The organism is Rhizobium phaseoli, assembly GCF_001664385.1.
GTDB lineage: Bacteria > Pseudomonadota > Alphaproteobacteria > Rhizobiales > Rhizobiaceae > Rhizobium > Rhizobium phaseoli.
On the sequence record NZ_CP013534.1, the window covers coordinates 92,310 to 113,643 of the forward strand.

20 protein-coding genes are annotated in these 21,334 nt (G+C 63.6%); 9 read left to right on the plus strand and 11 right to left on the minus strand.

Going from position 1 to position 21,334, the window contains the following annotated elements; genetic code table 11:
* Position 1 precedes the first annotated feature (1 nt).
* From hutU to hutI, 4 genes are all read right to left on the minus strand, one after another.
* On the minus strand, positions 2-1,675 hold the full coding sequence (gene hutU / locus AMC88_RS23775) for a urocanate hydratase (RefSeq protein ID WP_016736553.1): 1,674 nt from the start codon (positions 1,673-1,675) through the stop codon (positions 2-4).
* A gap of 24 nt (positions 1,676-1,699) precedes the next feature.
* Positions 1,700-2,506, minus strand: coding sequence for an N-formylglutamate deformylase (gene hutG / locus AMC88_RS23780; protein ID WP_064826160.1), 807 nt, complete (start codon positions 2,504-2,506; stop codon positions 1,700-1,702).
* A gap of 235 nt (positions 2,507-2,741) precedes the next feature.
* Positions 2,742-4,277: a histidine ammonia-lyase gene (gene hutH, locus AMC88_RS23785; protein ID WP_064826161.1), complete on the minus strand. Its 1,536-nt coding sequence runs from the start codon at positions 4,275-4,277 to the stop codon at positions 2,742-2,744.
* On the minus strand, positions 4,274-5,536 hold the full coding sequence (hutI, locus tag AMC88_RS23790) for an imidazolonepropionase (protein WP_064826295.1): 1,263 nt from the start codon (positions 5,534-5,536) through the stop codon (positions 4,274-4,276). Before hutI ends, hutH begins: the two co-directional genes overlap by 4 nt.
* A 121-nt stretch (positions 5,537-5,657) precedes the next feature.
* On the opposite strand from hutI, the gene AMC88_RS23795 reads away from it, so the two are divergent.
* The gene (locus tag AMC88_RS23795; protein WP_064826162.1) at positions 5,658-7,004 is read left to right on the plus strand and encodes a formimidoylglutamate deiminase; all 1,347 of its coding nucleotides are present in this window, start codon (positions 5,658-5,660) and stop codon (positions 7,002-7,004) included.
* Positions 7,005-7,065: 61 nt separating this feature from the next.
* Positions 7,066-7,788 carry a histidine utilization repressor gene (gene hutC / locus AMC88_RS23800; RefSeq protein WP_064826163.1) on the plus strand — a complete coding sequence of 241 codons (723 nt, stop codon included), beginning with the start codon at positions 7,066-7,068 and terminating at the stop codon, positions 7,786-7,788.
* Positions 7,789-7,820: 32 nt separating this feature from the next.
* Here hutC (AMC88_RS23800) and hutC (AMC88_RS23805) read toward each other — a convergent pair whose 3' ends face one another.
* On the minus strand, positions 7,821-8,576 hold the full coding sequence (hutC, locus tag AMC88_RS23805) for a histidine utilization repressor (protein WP_064826164.1): 756 nt from the start codon (positions 8,574-8,576) through the stop codon (positions 7,821-7,823).
* A gap of 191 nt (positions 8,577-8,767) precedes the next feature.
* On the opposite strand from hutC (AMC88_RS23805), the gene AMC88_RS23810 reads away from it, so the two are divergent.
* The 5 genes from AMC88_RS23810 to AMC88_RS23830 all read left to right on the plus strand — a co-directional run bounded on the left by AMC88_RS23810 (position 8,768) and on the right by AMC88_RS23830 (position 13,448).
* A complete protein-coding gene (locus AMC88_RS23810; RefSeq protein WP_012490473.1) occupies positions 8,768-9,610 on the plus strand; it encodes a transporter substrate-binding domain-containing protein in 843 nt (280 codons plus the stop codon).
* Between the two features lie 105 nt (positions 9,611-9,715).
* Complete coding sequence (locus tag AMC88_RS23815) at positions 9,716-10,441, plus strand: ABC transporter permease (protein ID WP_064826165.1); 726 nt, start codon at positions 9,716-9,718, stop codon at positions 10,439-10,441.
* 10 nt (positions 10,442-10,451) lie between these two features.
* Positions 10,452-11,156 (plus strand): ABC transporter permease, encoded by a 705-nt coding sequence (locus AMC88_RS23820; protein ID WP_004674851.1) that lies wholly within the window; start codon positions 10,452-10,454, stop codon positions 11,154-11,156.
* A 28-nt stretch (positions 11,157-11,184) separates the two neighbouring features.
* Positions 11,185-11,961, plus strand: a complete 777-nt coding sequence (locus tag AMC88_RS23825) for an ABC transporter ATP-binding protein (RefSeq protein ID WP_064808170.1) — start codon at positions 11,185-11,187, stop codon at positions 11,959-11,961.
* Positions 11,958-13,448 carry an HAL/PAL/TAL family ammonia-lyase gene (locus AMC88_RS23830; protein WP_064826166.1) on the plus strand — a complete coding sequence of 497 codons (1,491 nt, stop codon included), beginning with the start codon at positions 11,958-11,960 and terminating at the stop codon, positions 13,446-13,448. Before AMC88_RS23825 ends, AMC88_RS23830 begins: the two co-directional genes overlap by 4 nt.
* Before the next feature lie 8 nt (positions 13,449-13,456).
* Here the strand turns inward: AMC88_RS23830 and AMC88_RS23835 are convergent, their stop codons facing one another.
* On the minus strand, positions 13,457-13,999 hold the full coding sequence (locus AMC88_RS23835; RefSeq protein WP_064826167.1) for a hypothetical protein: 543 nt from the start codon (positions 13,997-13,999) through the stop codon (positions 13,457-13,459).
* Positions 14,000-14,189: 190 nt separating this feature from the next.
* On the opposite strand from AMC88_RS23835, the gene AMC88_RS23840 reads away from it, so the two are divergent.
* The gene (locus tag AMC88_RS23840; protein WP_064826168.1) at positions 14,190-14,927 is read left to right on the plus strand and encodes a phosphatase PAP2 family protein; all 738 of its coding nucleotides are present in this window, start codon (positions 14,190-14,192) and stop codon (positions 14,925-14,927) included.
* Between the two features lie 58 nt (positions 14,928-14,985).
* Here the strand turns inward: AMC88_RS23840 and AMC88_RS23845 are convergent, their stop codons facing one another.
* The 5 genes from AMC88_RS23845 to AMC88_RS23865 all read right to left on the minus strand — a co-directional run bounded on the left by AMC88_RS23845 (position 14,986) and on the right by AMC88_RS23865 (position 19,608).
* Positions 14,986-17,547 (minus strand): GcvT family protein, encoded by a 2,562-nt coding sequence (locus AMC88_RS23845; RefSeq protein WP_064826169.1) that lies wholly within the window; start codon positions 17,545-17,547, stop codon positions 14,986-14,988.
* A 262-nt stretch (positions 17,548-17,809) separates the two neighbouring features.
* Positions 17,810-18,049 (minus strand): hypothetical protein, encoded by a 240-nt coding sequence (locus AMC88_RS23850; protein WP_016736563.1) that lies wholly within the window; start codon positions 18,047-18,049, stop codon positions 17,810-17,812.
* Positions 18,050-18,060: 11 nt separating this feature from the next.
* Positions 18,061-18,321: a hypothetical protein gene (locus AMC88_RS23855; RefSeq protein ID WP_010006063.1), complete on the minus strand. Its 261-nt coding sequence runs from the start codon at positions 18,319-18,321 to the stop codon at positions 18,061-18,063.
* Entirely contained in the window at positions 18,322-18,657 is a 336-nt protein-coding gene (locus AMC88_RS23860; RefSeq protein WP_010012431.1) for a hypothetical protein, read from the minus strand.
* Positions 18,658-18,765: 108 nt separating this feature from the next.
* Positions 18,766-19,608, minus strand: coding sequence for an AraC family transcriptional regulator (locus tag AMC88_RS23865; protein ID WP_064826296.1), 843 nt, complete (start codon positions 19,606-19,608; stop codon positions 18,766-18,768).
* Between the two features lie 244 nt (positions 19,609-19,852).
* Here AMC88_RS23865 and melA point away from each other — a divergent pair, with 244 nt between their 5' ends.
* Positions 19,853-21,319, plus strand: coding sequence for an alpha-glucosidase/alpha-galactosidase (melA, locus tag AMC88_RS23870; protein WP_064826170.1), 1,467 nt, complete (start codon positions 19,853-19,855; stop codon positions 21,317-21,319).
* Positions 21,320-21,334 lie beyond the last annotated feature (15 nt).

The following is a 21,334-nucleotide window of genomic DNA, read 5'->3' on the forward strand; positions in this document are numbered from 1 at the left end:
CTCAGTTCCCGAGAATGCCGGGTAGGCGCAGGCCCTTGTCCCTCGCGCAATCGAGGGCGATGTCGTAGCCGGCATCGGCGTGGCGCATGACGCCGGTCGCCGGATCGTTCCAGAGCACCCGCTCGAGGCGCTTTGCCGCATCGTCGGTGCCATCGGCGCAGATGACGACGCCGGAGTGCTGGGAAAAGCCCATGCCGACGCCGCCGCCATGATGCAGCGATACCCAGGTGGCGCCCGACGCGGTGTTGAGCAGTGCGTTCAGCAGCGGCCAGTCGGAGACAGCGTCGGAGCCGTCCTTCATCGCCTCGGTTTCGCGGTTCGGCGAAGCGACGGAGCCGGAATCGAGGTGATCGCGGCCGATGACGATCGGGGCGGAGAGCTCGCCGTTCTTGACCATGTCATTGAAGGCCAAAGCCAGGCGGTGGCGGTCGCCGAGGCCGACCCAGCAGATGCGCGCAGGCAGGCCCTGGAAGGAGATGCGTTCTCTCGCCATGTCGAGCCAGTTGTGCAGGTGGGTATTGCCGGGGGTCAGTTCCCTCACCTTGGCATCGGTCTTGTAGATATCCTCCGGGTCGCCCGACAGGGCGGCCCAGCGGAAGGGACCAATGCCGCGGCAGAAGAGCGGCCGGATATAGGCCGGCACGAAGCCCGGGAAGGCGAAGGCGTTTTCCAAGCCTTCGTCCTTGGCGACCTGGCGGATGTTATTGCCGTAGTCGAGGGTCGGAATACCGGCGTTCCAGAAGGCGATCATCGCTTCGACATGCTCGCGCATCGAGGCGCGTGCCGCTTTTTCGACCGCCTTCGGATCGCTTTCGCGCTTGGCCTTCCATTCGGCCATCGTCCAGCCCTTCGGCAGGTAGCCGTTGATCGGGTCGTGGGCCGAGGTCTGGTCGGTGACCATATCGGGGCGGATGCCGCGACGGACCATTTCCGGCAGGATTTCGGCGGCATTGCCGAGCAGGCCGACGGATTTGGCTTCGCCGGCCTTGGTCCAGCGGTCGATCATCTCGAGCGCTTCGTCGAGCGTTTCGGCCTTGGCGTCGAGATAGCGGGTGCGCAGGCGGAAATCGATCGAGTCGGGGTTGCATTCGACGGCGAGGCAGCAGGCGCCGGCCATGACGGCGGCGAGCGGCTGGGCGCCGCCCATGCCGCCGAGGCCGCCGGTCAGGATCCATTTGCCCTTGAGATTGCCGCCGTAATGCTGGCGGCCGGCCTCGACAAAGGTCTCGTAGGTGCCCTGCACGATGCCCTGCGTGCCGATATAGATCCACGAGCCGGCCGTCATCTGGCCGTACATGGCAAGGCCCTTCTTATCCAGCTCGTTGAAATGATCCCAGGTCGCCCAATGCGGCACGAGGTTGGAGTTGGCGATCAGCACACGCGGCGCATCCTTGTGGGTGCGGAAGACGCCGACCGGCTTGCCGGACTGCACCAGCAGGGTTTCTTCTTCCGTCAGCGTCTTCAGCGTCGCGACGATGCGGTCGAAATCCTCCCAGGTGCGGGCGGCGCGGCCGATGCCGCCATAGACAACGAGCTCGTTCGGATTTTCCGCGACATCGGGATCGAGATTGTTCATCAGCATGCGCAGCGGCGCTTCGGTCATCCAGCTCTTGGCATTGAGCTCGTTGCCGCGGGGTGCGCGGATTTCGCGGATGTTATGGCGTGGATTGCTCATGGCGGTTCCCCTGTCGAGTGATCGTTATCGTTTCAGGCCTGGTGCGATCTGCTCAATGCGCACCAGAATGTCTTTGAGATGGACGCGAAGCCGGTCCGCTCTAGCGGCGTCGTAGGCAAAGGGCGGCGCTTCCGTCTGCAGATGGGTCGATTGCGCGAGCTCCATCTGGATCGCGTGCACGCCGGTCTCCGGCTTGCCGTAATGGCGCGTCGTCCAGCCGCCTTTGAAGCGGCCATTGAGCACGCTGTCATAGCCTTCTGCGGCTTCGACGACGGTGAGCGTCGCCTGCTCGATGGCGCCGTCGCAGGTCTTGCCCATATCGGTGCCGATGTTGAAATCCGGCAGCTTGCCTTCGAAGAGGAAGGGGATATGGGAGCGGATCGAGTGGCAATCATAGAGGACCGCCACGCCGTGCATTGCTCTGACGCGCTCGATCTCGGCGGCAAGGGCGGCATGATAGGGCGCATGGAAGTCCCGCAGCCGTGCCGCGATATCGGCCTCGTCAGGCGCCTGCCCATCCTTCCAGATCGGCTTGCCGTCGAAGTCCGTTTCCGGGACGAGACCGGTGGTGTTCTGGCCGGGATAGAGGCTGACGCCGGCCGGATCGCGGTTGGCGTCGATCACATAGCGGTGGAAGGTGGCGCGCACCGTCGTCGAGTCGGACAGCAGGCCGTCATAGAGCTCGTGGATGTGCCAGTCGGTATCGGCGAGGATCCGGCCGTTGTCGTTGAGGCGGTCATAGATCGCCGGCGGCACGTCGGTGCCGGTATGGGGGAAGGCGAGGATGACGGGCGACGTGCCCTGACGGATTTCGAAGACGGGGGTGCTCATGGGCAAAGCGCTCCGGCGCTGGGGGCATTACCCCCCTCTGTCCTGCCGGACCCGGGGTCGAGCCGCGGGTCTCGACCCGTCCTTCGGACCCCCACAAGGGGGGAGATCGACGCGCGGATGGTATCTCCCCAAACAATCGATGTTGGAGCGAGCGGGTACGCCCAGCCGATCTCTCCCCTTGTGGGGGAGATGCCCGGGAGGGCAGAGGGGGGTGCCAGGTGCACATTCATCACGATCAACCCTCCAAAACCGGCAGAATGCCCGAGGAAACCGCGGCGTTCAGCGCGCCCGTCGCCACCAGTTCGGCTGCGGCGGCGAGGTCGCCCGCCATGTAGCGGTCGTTATCGAGGCTCGGCACCTTGGCGCGGATCGCGGCGATCGCCTTGCCAAGCTCCGGGCTCGTTGACAGCGGCGCGCGCAATTCGACGCCTTGGGCTGCGGTCAGCGCCTCGATGCCGATGATGCCGAACAGGTTCTCGGTCATGCCGAGCAGACGGCGGGCGCCGTGGCAGGCCATCGAGACATGGTCTTCCTGATTGGCCGAGGTCGGGGTCGAATCGACTGAGGCCGGGTGCGACATCTGCTTGTTCTCGGACATCAGCGCCGCCGAGGTGACCTCGGCGATCATCAGGCCGGAATTCAGGCCCGGCTTCTTGGCGAGGAAGGCCGGCAGGCCGTAGGAAAGCACCGGGTCGACCAGCAGCGCGATGCGGCGCTGCGAGATCGCGCCGATCTCGCAGACGGCAAGCGCGATCTGGTCGGCGGCGAAGGCGACCGGTTCGGCGTGAAAATTGCCGCCCGATACGACCGAATTGTCCGACAGCACCAGCGGATTGTCGGTGACGGCATTGGCCTCGATTTCGAGGGTGCGGGCGACCGAACGCAAGAGGTCGAGGCAGGCGCCGTCGACCTGCGGCTGGCAGCGGATGCAATAGGGATCCTGCACGCGCTCGTCGCCCTCGATATGGCTCTGGCGAATGACGGAGTTTTCGAGCAGCCCGCGAAGCGCGGCTGCGGTATCGATCTGGCCCTTATGGCCGCGCAGCGTATGGATATCGGCATGAAAGGGCGCCGAGGACCCCATCGCCGCATCGGTCGACATGGCGCCGGTGATGAGCGCCGACTGCGCGGCACGATGGGCGCGGAAGAGGCCGGCGAGCGCCAGCGCCGTCGAGGTCTGCGTGCCGTTGATCAGCGCCAGGCCTTCCTTGGCGGCGAGCACGACGGGTTTCAGCCCGGCCCGTGCAAGGGCAGCTGCGCCGGAAAGGCGTTCGCCGGCGAAGAAGGCTTCGGCCTCGCCCATCATCACCGCGGCCATATGGGCAAGCGGCGCAAGATCGCCGGAGGCGCCGACCGAGCCCTTTTCCGGGATCAGCGGAATGACGCCCTTTTCGAGCATGCCTTCTATCAGCCGCACCAGCTCCAGCCGAACGCCGGAGGCGCCGCGGCCGAGCGAGACCAGCTTCAGCGCCATGATCAGCCGGACGATATTTTCCGGCAGCGGCGCGCCGATGCCGCAGCAATGCGACAGGATGAGATTGCGCTGCAGCGTGGCGACGTCAGCGCTGTCGATCTTGATCGAGGCGAGTTTGCCGAAGCCGGTGTTGATGCCGTAAACCGGCGCATTGCCGGCGGCGATCTCGGCAATGCGGGCGGCGGCCTTGATAATGCCGGCATCGAAGGCGGGATCGAGCCTTGCCGGCTCACCGGTCCAATAGATGATTTCCAGATCCTTGAGCGAGACGGAGCCCGGGTGGAGGGTGATGGTCATCGACCGTTCCTTTCGCCTTTGAAGACGCGTGTATGAAGCGGGTTGAAGCCGATGCGATAGACGAGTTCGGCAAGGCTCTCGATATTCCAGACGGCGAGATCGGCGGATTTGCCGGCTTCGAGCGTTCCGGTCTCACCGATGAGGCCGAGCGCGCGCGCGCCTTCGCGGGTGGCGCCGGCGATGCACTCCTCGACGGTGAGGCCGAACAGCGTCGCCGACATGTTCATGGTGAGCAGCATCGAGGTGAGCGGCGAGGTGCCCGGATTGCAATCGGTGGCGATTGCGATCGGCACGCCGGCCCGGCGCAGTGCCTCCACCGGCGGTTTCTGCTTTTCATGGATCGCGTAAAAGGCGCCGGGCAGCAGCACGGCGACGGTGCCGGCGGCGGCCATTGCGGCGACGCCTTCCTCGTCGAGATATTCCAGATGATCGGCCGAAAGCGCGCCATAGGCGGCCGCCAGCTTGGCGCCGCCCAGATTGGAGAGCTGCTCGGCATGGAGCTTGACAGGCAGGCCAAGCGCCTTGGCCTTGTCGAAGACGCGGGCGATCTCGGCTGTCGAAAAGGCGATCCCTTCGCAGAAGCCGTCGACGGCATCGGCAAGGCCGAGATTATGCATGTCGTCGAGGCCGGGCAGCACGACATCGTCGAGATAGTCGCCGTTGCGGCCCTTATAGTCGACAGGCGTCGCATGGGCGCCGAGATAGCTGGTGGCGATGCGCACCGGTCTGACATGGCCGAGCAGGCGGGCGCTTTGCAGCATCTTCACTTCACCGCTGCGGTTGAGACCATAGCCGGATTTGATCTCGATCGTCGTCACGCCTTCGGCAAGCAGCGTATCGAGCCGCGGCAGAGCTGTGGCGACGAGCTCTTCGACCGACATCGCATTGGTCGCCTGAACGGAGGAAACGATGCCGCCGCCGGCACGCGCAATCTCCTCATAGGTCGCGCCTTCAAGCCGCATCTCGAACTCGCGGGCGCGATTGCCGCCGTGGACGATATGGGTGTGGCAGTCGACGAGGCCGGGTGTCATCCAGCGGCCTTCGAGATCGACGATCTCGGAGCGTTCGATGGCCGATGCCGGCAGTTCGCTTTCGGCGCCGGCAAAGGCGATACGGCCGTTTTCGGTGAGCACGGCACCCTTTTCGACGATGCCGAGACCGGGACTATCAGGCGCGAGCGTCGCCAGTCGGGCGTTGCGCCACAGCACCGGCCTGGTATCGGCGGATGCGGTTTCGTCTGAAAAATTGTTCCCGGTCATCAGCTTTGCGCCTTTCCTTATGCTGAAACATGTATATACATAATAAGCAGGTGACAAGAGAAATTTTGCGCGCTCTTCTGGAAAAGAAAGATCGGCGGCGCGGCAGAAGGGGAGAAAGGCCATGACCATACTTCACGCGAGGACTGCGCTGACGCCGCAAGGCTGGCAGAAGGACGTGCGGCTGACGCTCGAGGCCGGGCGCATCGCCCGGGTCGAGCTGGGCGTCGCCGCAGCACCCGGCGATGAGCGCCATGCCCTGATCGTCCCGGCCATGGGCAACCTGCACAGCCATGCCTTCCAGCGGGCGATGGCCGGTCTTGCCGAAGTGCGCGGTCCGGCAAACGACAGCTTCTGGAGCTGGCGCACGGTCATGTACAAATTCGCTTTGGCGATGACGCCGGAGCATGTCGAGGCGGTCGCGGCGAAGCTCTATGCGGAGATGCTGGAGGCGGGCTTTTCCCGCGTCGGTGAGTTCCACTACCTCCATCACGACAGGGATGGCAGCGCTTACGCCAATATCGCCGAGCTGGCCGAACGTATCGGCGCGGCGAGCCAGGAGACCGGCATCGGCCTGACGCTTCTACCGGTCTTCTATGCCCATTCCGGCTTTGGCGGCGCTCAGCCGATCGACGGCCAGCGGCGTTTCATCAATTCGCTCGAAAGCTTCGAAAGGCTGATGGAGGGATGCCGAGCGGTGGCCGGGCGGCTCGACGGCGCCGAGCTCGGACTGGCGCCGCACAGCCTGCGCGCCGCAACACCGGAGGAATTGGCGAAGCTCGCGCCGATGGCGGGCGACGGCCCGATCCATATTCATGTCGCCGAGCAGGTGAAGGAGGTCGAGGACTGCGTCGCCTGGTCCGGCGCGCGGCCGGTCGAATGGCTGCTCGATCATATGCCGGTGGATGAGCGCTGGTGCCTGATCCATGCGACGCACATGACCGAGGACGAGACGCGCCGGATGGCGAAAAGCGGCGCGATCGCCGGCCTCTGCCCGATCACCGAAGCCAATCTCGGCGACGGCGCCTTTGCCGCGCCGCTTTTCCTCGAAGAGGGCGGGCGCTACGGCATCGGTTCGGATTCCAACGTGCGGATCTCCCTGCCGGAGGAACTGCGCCAGCTCGAATATTCGCAGCGCCTGGCGCTGCGCGCCCGCAATGTCGTGGCCGTACCCGGCGGTTCGACGGCGCTTTGCCTGTTCAACAAGGCGCTTGCCGGCGGCGCCGCGGCGCTGAAAGCCCCGGCCGGTCTCGTCGAGGGCCATCACGCCGATCTTGTTTCGCTCGATATGTCAGCCGTTCCTTATCTCGCAGGCGACCAGATCCTCGATCACTGGCTGTTTGCCGGCGGCATCTCCGTCGATTGCGTCTGGGCACGCGGCCGCAAGCAGGTGGAGGGCGGTCGCCATCGCAAGCGTGACGCCATCGACCGTCGCTTCGTTGCCGCGATGGGTGAGTTGCTGGCCGCCTGAAAAAGAGCTTTTCATGAGCGGGGCATTCGGACTAGATCGGGAAACCAATCGGAACGTGGCGATGAATCAAAGCAGGGACCCCACCTTGCATCAGCGCATCCTGGGCGACATCGAAGGCCGTATCGTCTCGGGCGAATGGCCGCCGGGGCATCGCATTCCCTTCGAGGTCGATCTCGCCACGCAGTATGACGTCTCACGGATGACGGTGAACAAGGTGCTGACCCAGCTCGCCAAGGCTGGGCTGATCGAGCGCCGCAAGAAATCCGGCAGTTTCGTCACACAGCCGCAGGCGCAATCGGCGGTTCTCGAAATCCACGACATCAAGGCCGAGGTGCAGTCGCTGAACCTGCCTTATTCCTATGCGGTGTCGAAGAAGACGAGCCGCAAGGCCAAGGCGGAAGACAGTCGCCGGCTGGAGCTGCCTCTGACGTCCTCGGTCGTCGAGGTGGTCTGCATCCACAATGCCGGCGCGCGGCCTTTCTGTCTGGAGGAGCGGCTGATCAGCCTTGCGACCGTGCCGGAGGCGGCCGATGCCGATTTCCTGACGGTGGCGCCGGGGCCGTGGCTGCTCAACCAGGTGCCGTGGAGCACCGCCGAACACCGGATTCACGCCGTTTCCGCCAGCGCCGAGGTGGCGGCCGCCCTCGACATCGCCCGCAACACCGCCTGCCTGGTGGTCGAGCGCCGCACCTGGAGCGGTGCCGGCCCGGTGACCCACGTGCGCTTCACCTATCCAGGCGATCGTCACGCGCTGGTGGCGCGGTTCACGCCGGCGTCGCAATAACCGTAAGTTCCATATACAACATCGCGGGTGTTCTAGTCTTCGAACATCTTGCCGCTGCGCGCCTCGAGCCGGTAGCGATAGCCGGGATAGACGAGGCGGGCTGTGGAGACCACCTGTTTCGCCGACCATGTGCGCCGGCGGATCGTCAGGCACGGCTCGCTCTTGAGGATGGTCAGGAGCTTGCATTCCCAGGCCTGCGGCATCGCCGCCTCGACGACGTGCTCGGAGCCGCTGAGCGGGGCGGCGGCGGTCAGATAGGCGTTCGGCGTCAGCGTCGTGAAATCCTGCTCGAGATATTCGGGCGCGGCCTCCGGATTGACGAAACGGTCCTCGATCTGCACCGGAACGCCGTTTTCGCTGTGGACGATCAGCGAGTGGAAAACGGCGGCGCCGATTGCCAGCTCCAGGGCGTCGGCAATCTCCGGAGAGGCGGTTTCCCGGGCCAGAACGATGACCGAGGCTTCATGGATATGGCCGCGTTCGGCGATCTCCTCGGCGATGTTGCGCACCTCGAACAGTGCCGAATAACCCTTGCGCTCGGCGACGAAGGAGCCGACGCCCTGGATGCGGACGAGTTCGCCTTCATTGGCAAGTTCGCGCAGCGCCCGGTTGGCGGTCATCTTGCTGACGCCGAGTTCGACGACCAGTTCGTTTTCCGACGGCACGCGGTATTTCGGCGGCCATTCGCCGCTGTGGATGCGGTCGAGGATCACCTGCTTGACGCCGGCGTAAAGCGGCGTGCTGTCATTTCCCGCCAGGTCGCGCTTCATCTCGCCGGAACGCTTCATTGCCTATTCCTTTTGCACGGATGGAATTTGCCACATAATCGACTTTCCTCTTGCATATCACAAAATTTCTCATATGGTACCATATACAACCTCCCAATCGGTCCTCAAGATAAAAATAGGACGGAAAGGGCAAGCCGGCGGAGATCGGCGGTGCCGCAAGGTCTGTTTCAACTCCAGAGGAGAATTCATCAATGAAATTTAGCGCCATCCTGTTTTGCGGCGTCGCCGCTTTTTCCGCCTTTGCCGCCCCTGCCTTTGCCAAGGACTGGACGAAGGCGACCATCACGCTCGAGGGCGCCTATGCGCCGTGGAACCTCACCAATGCCGACGGCACGCTCGGCGGCTTCGAGCCGGAGCTTGCCAAGGTGCTGTGCGAGCGCGCCAAGATCGAATGCACGCTCGTCGCCTCCGACTGGGACGGCATGATCCCGGCACTGAATGCCGGCAAGTTCGACGTCATCATGGATGCGCTATCGATCACCGAGGAGCGCAAGCAGGTCATCGACTTCACCGTTCCCTATGCTGCGACCCCCGCCGCCTTCGCCACCGCCAAGGACAGCCCGCTGGCGAAAGCCGCCGGCACCGGCGCCACGATCAAGATGACGCCTGGCCAGACCGGCGTGAAGGAGATCGACGCGCTGAAGGAAGCCTTCAAGGGCAAGACGATCGGCATCCAGGCGGCGACCGTCTACGCCAAGTTCGTCTATGACAATTTCGGTGATATTGCCGAGATCCGCGAATACAAGACCGGCGCCGACCGCGACCTCGACCTGCAGAACGGCCGTATCGACCTCGGATTCGACGACGCCGTTTATTTCGCCAATGCCTTCCAGGCCGCCAACGGCGCGCTCGACTTCACCGGCCCGGAAATCGTCGGCTCGATCTGGGGCGAGGGCGAAGGCCTCGGCATCCGCAAGGCCGACACCGATCTGCGTGACAAGTTCAACGTGGCGATCAAATCGGCGCTCGCCGACGGCACGGTCAAGAACCTTTCGATGAAGTGGTTCAAGGTCGACGTCAGCCCGCAACAGTAAGCGCTTCGGCCCTTTGGCCGCAGGCGCCGGTCTCCGGCTTTATCGCCGGAGACCGCGTGTTATTCTCGATCGACAAAACACTGCCACGGACGGGGAACGGACGCTATGGCAACCTTGGAACTGCTTGGCTTCGGCTCGACGGGATGGGGCGCGCTGCTCATTCTCGCTGCCTTGATGACGCTGGCCGTCACCGCGACGGCGCTTGCGATCGGCGCGGTGCTGGGCGCGATCGTCGCGGGTGCGAAGCTTTCCGGCAATCCTCTCCTCGTCTCGCTGGGCAACGTCTATACAACAGTGTTTCGCGGCGTTCCGGAACTGCTGATCATCTATCTGATCTATTTCGGCGGCTCCTCCGCCGTCACCTCGATCGGCAAGGTGATGGGCTACGAGGGTTTCCTCGGCCTGCCCTCCTTCGCCGCCGGCGCGCTTGCCGTCGGCATCATCTCCGGCTCCTATCAGGCGGAGGTGTTTCGCGGCGCCTATCTGGCGATCGCCAAGGGTGAGCTCGAAGCGGCTTCGGCGATCGGCATGCATCGCGGCATGCGTTTCCGCCGCATCATCATCCCGCAAGTGCTTCGCTTCGCCATTCCCGGCCTCGGCAATGTCTGGCAGCTCAGCCTCAAGGATTCGGCGCTGATCTCGGTCACCGGCCTTGCCGAGCTGATGCGCACCAGCCAGGTCGCGGCCGGCTCGACCCGGCAATATTTCCTGTTCTTCATCGCCGGCGGCTGCCTCTACCTGATCCTGACCAGTCTTTCCGACCGTATCTTCAACGGCGCGGAACGCCGCGCCAATCGCAGCATGCCGGCCTCCGCCATGGGCCAGGCGTAAGGGGGCGACGATGGATTTCACCTTTCTCGCCTCGACCATGGTGACGCTGCTGAAGGCGGTGCCGACGACGCTGATCCTGTTTTCACTGTCGATCTTCTTCGGCGGTCTGCTGGCGCTGGTCATCGTCACGATGCGGGTCAGCGGCAACCGCTACCTGTCGGGTTTCGCCAAGGGCTATATCTTCGTCTTCCGCGGCTCGCCGCTGTTGATCCAGATGTTCCTGGTGTTCTACGGCCTCGGCCAGTTCGGCGTCATCCGCTATTCCTTCCTCTGGCCGTTCCTGCGCGAGCCGATGGTCTGCGCCGTGCTGTCGCTGGCGCTCTGCACCGCCGGCTACACGGCGGAGATCTTCCGCGGCGGCATCCGCGCCGTTTCGCCGAAGGAGATCGAGGCCGCCCGCTCGATCGGCATGTCCGGTTTCCTGATGGTGCGCCGCATCCTGGCGCCGATCGCCTTCCGCCACGCGCTGCCGGCCTATTCCACCGAGATCGTGCTGATGATGAAGTCGACGGCGCTCGCCAGCCTCGTCACCGTCTGGGAGGTCACCGGTGTGGCCCAGCGGCTGATCTCGCAAACCTACCGCACTATGGAAGTCTTCCTCTGCGCGGCGATCATCTATCTCGTTTTGAACTTCATCATCCTGCAGGGCATGGCTCTGCTCGAATATTCGCTGTCCCGACACCGCCGCGCGATCCCGCAGGCGCTGAAGGTCTAGGCGGAACCTGATTTCGATTGGAGCAATCATGCCAGGCGTAACCCGACTTTCGGTCCGCAATATCCGCAAGAGCTTCGGCACGCACGAAGTGCTGCGCGGCATTTCCCTCGATGCCGAGGACGGCGATGTGATTTCGCTGCTCGGCGCCTCCGGCTCCGGTAAATCGACCTTTCTGCGCTGCATCAACCTGCTCGAAACCGCCAGCGACGGTGAGATCTGGGTCGATGGCGAGCACATCGAGATGGTGCACAAGAACGGCAAGACAAGGCCGGCCAGCCAGAAGCAGGTCGACCATATCCGCTCCGAACTCGGCATGGTGTTCCAGTCCTTCAATCTCTGGTCCCATATGACGATCCTGCAGAACGTCATCGAAGGCCCGATCCATGTGCTGAAGCGGCCACGCGCTGACTGCATCGCCGAGGCCGAAGCGCTGCTCGAAAAGGTCGGTATTGCGGATAAGCGTCATGCCTATCCCGCCCATCTTTCCGGCGGCCAGCAGCAGCGCGCCGCAATCGCCCGCGCTTTGGCGATGAAGCCGAAGGTCATGCTCTTCGACGAGCCGACTTCGGCGCTCGATCCGGAACTCGTCGGCGAGGTGTTGCGCGTCATGCGGGCGCTTGCCGAGGAAGGCATGACCATGCTCGTCGTCACCCATGAGATGAGTTTTGCCCGCAACGTTTCGAACCGCGTCGTCTTCATGCGCGAAGGGCTGGTCGAAAGCAGCGGCAAGCCGGACGATATGTTCGGCGGCGGCGCGTCGCCGGCTTTCCGCCAGTTCATCGGTCATTTCGGAACAGGCCAATGACGATCACCATCGATAGGGTGCTAACCTGGCGCGATGTCGCGCGGGTCGGGTCAGGGGAGGCGCTTGCGCTGTCGCCGGCCGCCTGGGCGCGGGTCGAGCAGGCAAGCCGCATCGTCGCCAGCATCGTCGAGACGGGCGTGCGCGCTTATGGCGTCAACACCGGCGTCGGAGCGCTCGCCGATACCGTGGTCGACCGCGCCTCGCAGAGCCTGTTGTCGCGCAGCATCGTGCTCAGCCATGCCTGCGGCGTCGGGCCGCTGCTGGCCGGGCGGGAGGTGCGCGCCATCATCGCCGCCCAGATCGCCAATTTCGCCCACGGCCATTCCGGCGTGCGGCGCGAGATCGTCCAGCATCTCACAGCCTTGCTGGAGCATGACTGCATTCCTGACGTGCCGTCGAAAGGCTCGGCCGGTTACCTCACCCACAATGCTCATACCGCGCTCGTCCTGATCGGCGAAGGCAGCGCCACTGTGGCCGGTCGGCGCATGAGCGGCCGCGAGGCGCTGGCGGCGATCGGCCTGCAGCCGTTGGTGCTCGGCGCCAAGGAGGGCCTGAGCCTCGTCAACGGCACGGCCTGCGCCACGGGGCTGATCGCAGCAGCGCTTTTGCGTGCCGAACGGCTGCTCGACTGGGCCGATGCCATCGCGGCGCTGACGCTGGAAGCGGCAGGCTGCCAGATCGCCGCCTTCGACGCGGCGGTGCTGGCGCTGCGCCCGTCTGCCGGGATCGAAAAGGTCGGAGCCAGCTTGCGCGCCCGCCTCCAGGGCAGCGGCCTCGTCGCCGCCGCCTTCGGCCGGCGCACCCAGGATGCGCTGAGCCTTCGCTCGGTACCGCATGCCCATGGCGCCGCCCGCGACGTGTTCGACAATTCCGCCCGCATCGCCGATCAGGAACTTGCCTCGGTGACGGATAATCCGGCTGTCTCAGGCACGCCGGAGCAGCCGATCGTTTCCTCCGAGGCGCATGCCGTCGCCCCGGCGCTCGGGCAGGCGGCCGACAGCCTCGCCGTTGCGCTGGCGCAGATCGGCGCGATCAGCGAGCGACGCATGGACCGGCTGGTCAATCCGCTGGTCAGCGGCCTGCCGCCGTTTCTGGCGAGCGATGCCGGCAGCCATTCCGGCTTCATGATCGCCCAATATACCGCAGCCGCGCTGAGCAACGACAACCGTCGGCTTGCCGCGCCCGCGGCCATGGACGGCGGCCTGACCTCCGGCCTGCAGGAGGATTTTCTCGCCCATCCGACGGCGGCCGCCGGCAAGCTGCTCGCCGTCATCGACAATGCCGAATATATCTTGGCGATCGAGTTGATGGCCGCAGCCCAGGCGCATGATTTCCTGGCGGCAACCGCGCCGCGGGCGGCAGGCACGGAGCTCCTCTATCAAGCCGTGCGTGAACATGTGGTTCATTATGGCGACGAGCGGCCGCTGAACGGCGATATCGAGGCCGTACGCAATCTGATCCGCGAGACAGCGCCGCCGGCTGTCTAGGCGACTCGTCAGAAAGGTTTACTGGTTGCCGAATCCTGCTTGGCCGGCTCGCTGGCCTCGAGCCGTTTGAGGCATTGGGCGAAGGTTGGATAGAGCTGATCCACCCGCGAAAGCGGCAGCGTCCAGTCACCTTCGTCGCCGGCAAAGGTCAATTGCACGTCAGGCGTTCCAGCAAAGGAATTCTTGATGATCTTCTTCAGTCCGCCGCTGCCCTTGCTGCCTTTGGGCCAGAGGCGAAGCGTGTTCTTGTCGAAGAATTCGGCGGCGACCACCTTCGTTGCCGCTCGATCGGTCAGCGTCACCTCGGTCGTGGTGCCGGTGGGAATGTCCCACGTGTTCTTCGAGACCAGCCAGAAGGTTTCGGTGGCGCTCTGACGGAATTCCATCGTCTTGCCCAGTTCGCTGTCCCACAGCAGCCGGCAGTAGGCAGGGTGTTCGCCGGCAAAGCCGACCGACCATTGCCTTGCGCCGCCCATCCATTCGGTCTCGCCGAAGGCCGAGACCGGCGGCAGGACGCCTGCCATCAGAACCATCGCGGTCAGAATTTTCATCGCCGAAACCTCTCCAGGTCAATCGCTCCAGCGATAGCAAAAGAAGGTTGAGCTTTTGCTACCGGGCCGCCGGGATGGGCAGCGGATGCCATTATGAACACGCCTTAAATGTCGCAAGGTCTTGAATTTGCGGCTCACCTTGCCGATCTGGCGGAGAGCGGCATGATAAGAAGGGAGTTCGAACTCAGGGATGAGCGAGGTTCAACAACGCGGATTTTGGACGAGACTCGGCGCATATGAACCGCTGACATTGATCACCATGGCATCAATCGCCGGCGGGCTGTTCGTGCTGCAGCGGATGACGAGCGAGGTGCTCGAAGGCGAGACGCTCCGTTTCGACGAAACGATCCTGCTGGCGTTGCGACGGCCGGGTGAGCTTGGCGTGCCGATCGGCCCCGGCTGGCTGACGCATGCCGTCGGCGACATCACCAGTCTCGGTGGCATCACCGTTCTCTCGCTGATGACCGTTCTCGTCACAGTCTATCTCTTGCTTGACCGGCGCTGGCCGATCGCGATCTTCGTCTTTTCCTCGGTGCTGACAGGATGGCTGGCGAGCACGACGCTGAAAATCCTCGTCGCGAGGCCGCGCCCCGATATCGTGCCGCATCTCGTCGAGGTCAGCGATCTCAGTTTTCCCTCGGGCCATGCGATGGTTTCGGCGGTCACCTATCTGACGCTCGGGGCGTTGGTGGCGCGCACACAGCGTTACCGCTCGACCCGGATCTTCGTCATGGGGGCCGGCGTTTTCCTCGCCGTCATCATCGGTCTGAGCCGGATCTATCTCGGCGTCCACTACCCGACGGATGTCTTCGCCGGGTGGTGCGCCGGTGCGCTGTGGGCGCTCGGCTGCTGGCTGATCTCGAAACGGTTCGTTCCGAGCAGAGCGCCGGACAATGGCGCCGAAGGTGACGATCACGACGGCAACTAGCGCACATCGCGTAAAAAGACTGTGGCGCCCGCATGGGGCGCCACAGCGATTTCAGCGCTTAAGTGCGCGGCTTCAGGTTTTCCGGGTCGTAGATCGGCTTGTAGCCGACGCCGACGACTTCCACCGGATAGGTCTCGGCGAAGTATTCGATATTCAGCTTGCGTCCGACCTGGCAATAGGACCAGGGCAGGTAGGCGAGCGCAATGTTCTTGCCGACCGTCGGGCCGTAGGCGATCGAGGTGGTGTAGGAGCGGCGGCCGAGCTCGTCGACCAAGACCTCGCCGGTGGCGGGATCGACGACCGGCAGGTTGCCGAGCGGATAACGCTTGACGCCCGACTTGTCGGTATTCTCGGTCATCACAAGCGTGCAGAGCATGGCCGGCTGGTGTTCGCGCGCCTTGTATTCGAGATGTTTTGCCTTGCCGCGGAAATCGGCTTCCTTGACCTTCGGACGGGCGAGATCGGCTTCGATCAGGTTGTACTGGGTCAGCAGGTCGGCGTTTTGCAGGCGCAGGCTCTTTTCCATGCGGCGCGAGTTTGCATAGGTCTCGACGCCGAAGGCCATCACGCCGGTCGAGCGCAGCGCATCCCAGACGGCGAGACCGTCTTCGTACTTCATGTGCAGTTCCCAGCCCTGCTCGCCGACATAGGAGATGCGGAAGGCAGTGACCGTCTTGCCGGCGATTTCGATCGGCTTGATGGCTGCGAAGGCGAAGTTTTCCTGATCGAGCCCGGCCGGATCGGCCACGACCTTCTTCAGCGTCTCGCGCGCGTTCGGACCCCAGATGCCGACCGTCACGAATTTTTCCGAGACGTCGGTGATCGTCACGTCAAGGCCGCGATCCTGCGCGACGCGTCTCATATAGTGCAGGTCGCGCGGGCCGGCATCGGCGCCGTTGACGAGACGGCAGCGGTCGGCCATGCGGAAGACGGTGAAGTCGGCGCGGACCATGCCTTCGTCGTCGAGGAAGTGGGTGTAGACGCCCTTGCCGATATTGGCATCGCCGCCGACCTTGGCGGCGCACAGCCATTCCATCAGTTCGACATGGTCAGGTCCCTCGATATCGACCATGTGGAAGTGGCTGAGATTGACGATGCCGCAATCCTCGCTCATCGCCAGATGCTCGGCGTTCGACACGCGCCAGAAATGGCGGTTGTCCCATTCGTTCTCACGCACCGGCACGCGGTCGCCGTACTTCTCAAGCAGGTGCTCGTTGGCGGCATAGCCGTGCGCACGCTCCCAGCCGCCCAGTTCCATGAAGTAGCCGCCCAGCTCCTTTTCGCGCTCGTAGAAGGGCGAGCGCTTGGCGTTGCGGCCGGATAGATAGGGTTCGCGGGTGTGAACGGCAGGGAAATAGATCTTCTGCGCGGCCTCAAAGCAGCGGCCTTCGATGAATTCTTCGGTCAACTGATGCGGATAGAAGCGGGCGTAGTCGATGCTGTTGTGATCGATTTCGGTGCGGCCGTCGGTCATCCAGTCGGCGATCAGCTTGCCGTAGCCCGGGCCGTCCTTGACCCAGATGGCAACGCAATACCAGAGACCGCGCACCTTCTGGCTCTCGCCGCAGGAGGCGCCGCCGGCGGCGGAAACCTGCAGCAGGCCGTTGAAGGAGTGACCTTCGTTATAGCCGAGTTCGCCGAGGATCGGCGTCAGTTCCATGGCGCGCTCGAGCGGCTCGAGGATCTGTTCCATCTCAAGATCGCGCTGCGAGGGCGAAAGGCGGGCTTCGTGCTTTTCGAGAAGCTCGCGCGGATGGCACATGCGCGGATTGTTGGCTTCGTAATAGCCCCACTCGATCTGGCCGCCCTCGGTCGTCGCCGGGTCGCCGGTATCGCGCATATAGGCGGAGTTGCCCTGGTCGCGCAGCAGCGGGAAGCCGATTTCCTTGCCGGTGCCTTCGAACTCGTTATAGGGGCCGAAGAAGGTGAGCGGGTGATCGACCGGCATGACCGGCAGGTCTTCGCCGACCATCTCGGCGATCAGGCGTCCCCAGAGGCCGGCGCAGACGATGACGTGGTCGGCCATGATCGTGCCGCGATGGGTGACGACGCCCTTGATGCGGCCGCCTTCGACAATCAGCGATTTCGCCGGCGTGTTGCCGAACACCTTGAGCTTGCCGGCCTTTTCGGCGGCATCGACCAGCTTGCCGGCGACGGTCTGCGAGCGTGGGATGACGAGGCCGGCATCCGGATCGAAGAGGCCGCCCATCACCTGATCTTCCTCGATCAGCGGGAACTTTTCCTTGATCTCGGCAGGGCTGACATAATGGGCGCGGGTGCCGAAGGCGCGGGCCGAGGACAGCTTGCGCTTGATTTCCTCCATCCAGGCATCGTCGCCGGTGCGGGCGACTTCGAGGCCGCCGATGCGGGCGTAATGGCCCATCTTCTCGTAGAAATCGATCGAATATTGCGTGGTCCAGACGGAGAGATAATCGTGGCTGGTGGTGTAACAGAAGTCCGAGGCATGGGCTGTGGAGCCGATATCGGTCGGGATGCCCGACTTGTCGATGCCGACGATATCGTCCCATCCGCGCTCGACGAGATGGTGCGCGATAGAGGCGCCGACGATGCCGCCGAGCCCGATGATGACGACCTTTGCCTTTTCCGGAAATGCTGCCACGTGCTGTTCCTTCTACATATCGCACGAACTAAATTGACCCAGCCGCGCTTGGTTTGCGCTTCACGCCTGAGATCCAGGACTCATATCAGCCTTCGTAAGCGTGTCACGTTTACCGAAGCCCGCAGAACCCCCAGCCCTCTTCGCATGTAAGCTGCGATGAGCGCATTATGCCTAAGGCTCATGATCGTCATTGGTCCTACGCCGCCGAGTAACGGCGCAATTGCGCTAGTCCGGATCGCCGCTGAAGCAAAGCGCTTCCTCGTCACGGCGCCGAAATCGCCTTCAGCCGGTCGATGTCCACCAGCACGATATCTTCCGAAACAGGCTCGTGATTGTGCAGGCGGAACCATTCCATCGCTTCGCGCACGCGCTCCCCATGCGGCGATGGATAGGCGCCCAATCCGAGGACCCATTCACGCACGGTTTCGCGCTCCATTCGTCCGGCCCGGTATCGGTCGCAGACGGTTTTCGCCGAGGCGACGAGATCATTGATGCTTTTCACGGGGCTGCCCCTCAATGCACGGAAGGTTCTTCGTCCTCGAGAAAGGACCGGATGCCGTCGCGCGCCACCACCGCCAGGAATTCGTCGAAAGCCTCCCGGTCGGTCGCAAACGGCTCGTCCCAGCGGATCAGGTCCTCCGACTGGGTGACGACTTCCATCGTCCAGTCTTCGTTGCTGCCGGCCGTTCGAAAAATATCGACGAGCAGGGTGATGCCGTCGTCGGTGAATTCTCCGGCCAGTTCGGAGTGCTCAAGCTTCTGCTTCTTCGTCATTCAGCCGCCAGCGCCGGGAGGGGCGTCGTTTTTGAGATATTCTTCATATTGAACCGTCTCGGTCTCGTCAGTGTCTATAGAAGCCGATGCCGGTTTTGCCAAGCGAACGCCGGCGCCGCCGCCATTTTCCGAAATGAAAAGCACGCCGGCGTCTTGCAGGGTGCGCTTGATATGTCGCAGCGTTCGCTCGTCCGGAAAAAGCCTCTCGGCCTCGAAGCCGGCAATCGTCGCCTTGGTTACCTCGGAGGCTGCGGACAGATCCTGCTTGGACCAGGCGATGAGAGCACGCGCGGCACGGCACTGGGCTGGAGATAGACATGAAGAACCGCCTTGCATTGAAACTCCAATCGTTGGCCCGGGTTCAGCATTGAAGATGTGCCCGCGGGCGTCGAAGGCAAGCGGGTGCTGCTGACTGAAGATCGCCTGGCTGCCGCTCTTGCGACGCTATTTCGGCCGGCCGATGCTGGCATACATGCCGGTCGTGCGGAATTCGGTGGGATTGGTGCCGTAGACGCGGCGGAAGACTTTTGAGAAATAATTGGCGTCTTCGAAGCCGCACATGATGGCGACCTCCTTGACCGGCAGGAAATCCGCCTTGGTCAGCAGCTTGACGGCGCGCTGCAGCCGCTGCTGCAGCACGAATTCGGCCGGCGGCACGCCCTCGCTCTCGGCAAAGCTGCGGGAGAAATGCGCGCGGCTGAGGCCGACGATGGCGGCGAGTTCGCTGACCGGCAGCGGCTTGTCGAGATTGGCGTTGATGTGGTCGATGACAGGCTGCATCAGACTGAGCTCGGCGGCAAAGGCCGGCGAGTTGAAGACGTCGTCATAAAGCGCCATCGCCGCTTCATAGGCGATTGCCGAGGCCGCACCCGGCGAGGCCGCGCCCTTGACGAGACGCAGGCTGCAATCGGCGAGATGATCGATGGTCGACGGCTGCAGCTTCAAGACCGGGCCGGCGGTCGACAGCACCAGCTGGTGGATGCGCAGGGTTTCCTCGCCGTTCATCGAGATCCAGAAATACTCCCAGCGCTCGCCCTTCTCCAGCCAGTAGCGGTGATTGTGCGGCACGAGCACCAGCAGCGTGTCGCCGCCGTGGAGGCGATAATTGCGATTCAAATAGCGCAGCCGGCCGCTGCCGCTGATCGTGTGCTGCAGCACGGTGAACGGGGTTTGGCCGCGTTTTCGGCCGTCCCAGTCATAGGTTTCGTTCTCCCGCACTTCATAGCCGGCGCTGGTCGGCATGGCGTGCAGACGCTGGCGTCCGCGGGGCAGCGAAACCGTCCTCATCGACTGTCCGTTGGCGATCAAATCCTGCAGCACAAAATTACCCCTGAAAGCATAATCCTTCTCTGGTCGGCCTGCCGAATTCGGGCATAATCCCGCTCAACAAAACGAGGAGAACGCGGCCGATACAGCGGCCGGGAGGAAAACAGGCAGGTTTTACGGCTCTTTCAACCACATGCGCCGGCATGCGGCCTGATCCCTCACAACCATATTTTCTCTAGCATTCCATCGGGTCGAGGTGAAGATCATGAGTTTCAAAATCGCTATCATCGGTGCGGGCAGCGTCGGTTTCACCAAGAAGCTGTTCACCGACATATTGTGCGTTCCGGAGTTCCGCGACGTCGAATTCGCGCTGACCGATCTCAGCGAACACAATCTCGAAATGATCAAAGCGATCCTCGACCGTATCGTCGAGTCGAACAAGCTGCCGACCAAGGTGACGGCGACGACCAACCGGCGCCAGGCGCTGGAAGGCGCGCGCTATATCATCAGCTGTGTCCGCGTCGGCGGGCTCGAGGCCTATGCCGACGATATCAGAATTCCGCTGAAATACGGCATCGATCAGTGTGTCGGCGATACGATCTGCGCCGGCGGCATTCTCTACGGCCAGCGCAACATCCCCGTCATTCTCGATTTCTGCAAGGATATCAGGGAGGTCGCCGAGCCGGGCGCGAAGTTCCTGAACTATGCCAATCCGATGGCGATGAACACCTGGGCGGCCATCGAATACGGCAAGGTCGATACGGTCGGCCTCTGCCACGGTGTCCAGCACGGCGCCGAACAGATCGCCGAGGTGCTCGGGGCCAAATCGCTTGGTGAACTCGACTATATCTGCTCCGGCATCAATCACCAGACCTGGTTTATCGACCTGCGCCTCAACGGCCGCAAGATCGGCAAGGATGAGCTCATCGCCGCCTTCGAGGCGCATCCTGTTTATTCGCAGCAGGAGAAACTGCGCATCGACGTGCTGAAGCGTTTCGGCGTCTATTCGACGGAGAGCAACGGCCACCTTTCGGAATACCTGCCCTGGTACCGCAAGCGGCCGGAGGAAATCACCCGCTGGATCGACATGTCCGACTGGATCCACGGCGAGACCGGCGGCTATCTCCGCCACTCCACCGAGACGCGCAATTGGTTCGAGACGGAGTTCCCGCAGTTCCTGGAATCCGCCTCCAAGCCGATCGATCCGGCCAAGCGCTCGAACGAACATGCGAGCCACATTCTGGAGGCCCTGGAGACCAACCGGGTCTATCGCGGCCACTTCAACGTCAAGAACAATGGCGTCATCACCAACCTGCCGTCCGATGCGATCATCGAATCGCCCGGCTTCGTCGATCGCTTCGGCATCAATATGGTCTCCGGCGTCACCCTGCCGGAAGCCTGCGCGGCGACCTGCATCGCCTCGATCAACGTCCAGCGCATGTCGGTGCATGCCGCCATCTCGGGCGATATCGACCTGCTGAAGCTCGCCGTGCTGCACGATCCGCTGGTCGGCGCCGTGTCGACGCCCGAGGAGGTCTGGCAGATGGTCGACGAGATGGTCGTTGCCCAGGCGCGCTGGCTGCCGCAATATGCAGATGCCGTGCCGGCCGCCAAGGAGCGGCTGTCGAAATCCAAGGTGCAGACCCGCGACTGGGCCGGGGCCGCACGCCGCAACGTGCGCTCGATCGAGGAGCTGCGCGCGGAAAAGGCGGCGCTGAAACAGGCCGGCTGATTTTCGTGAAGGATG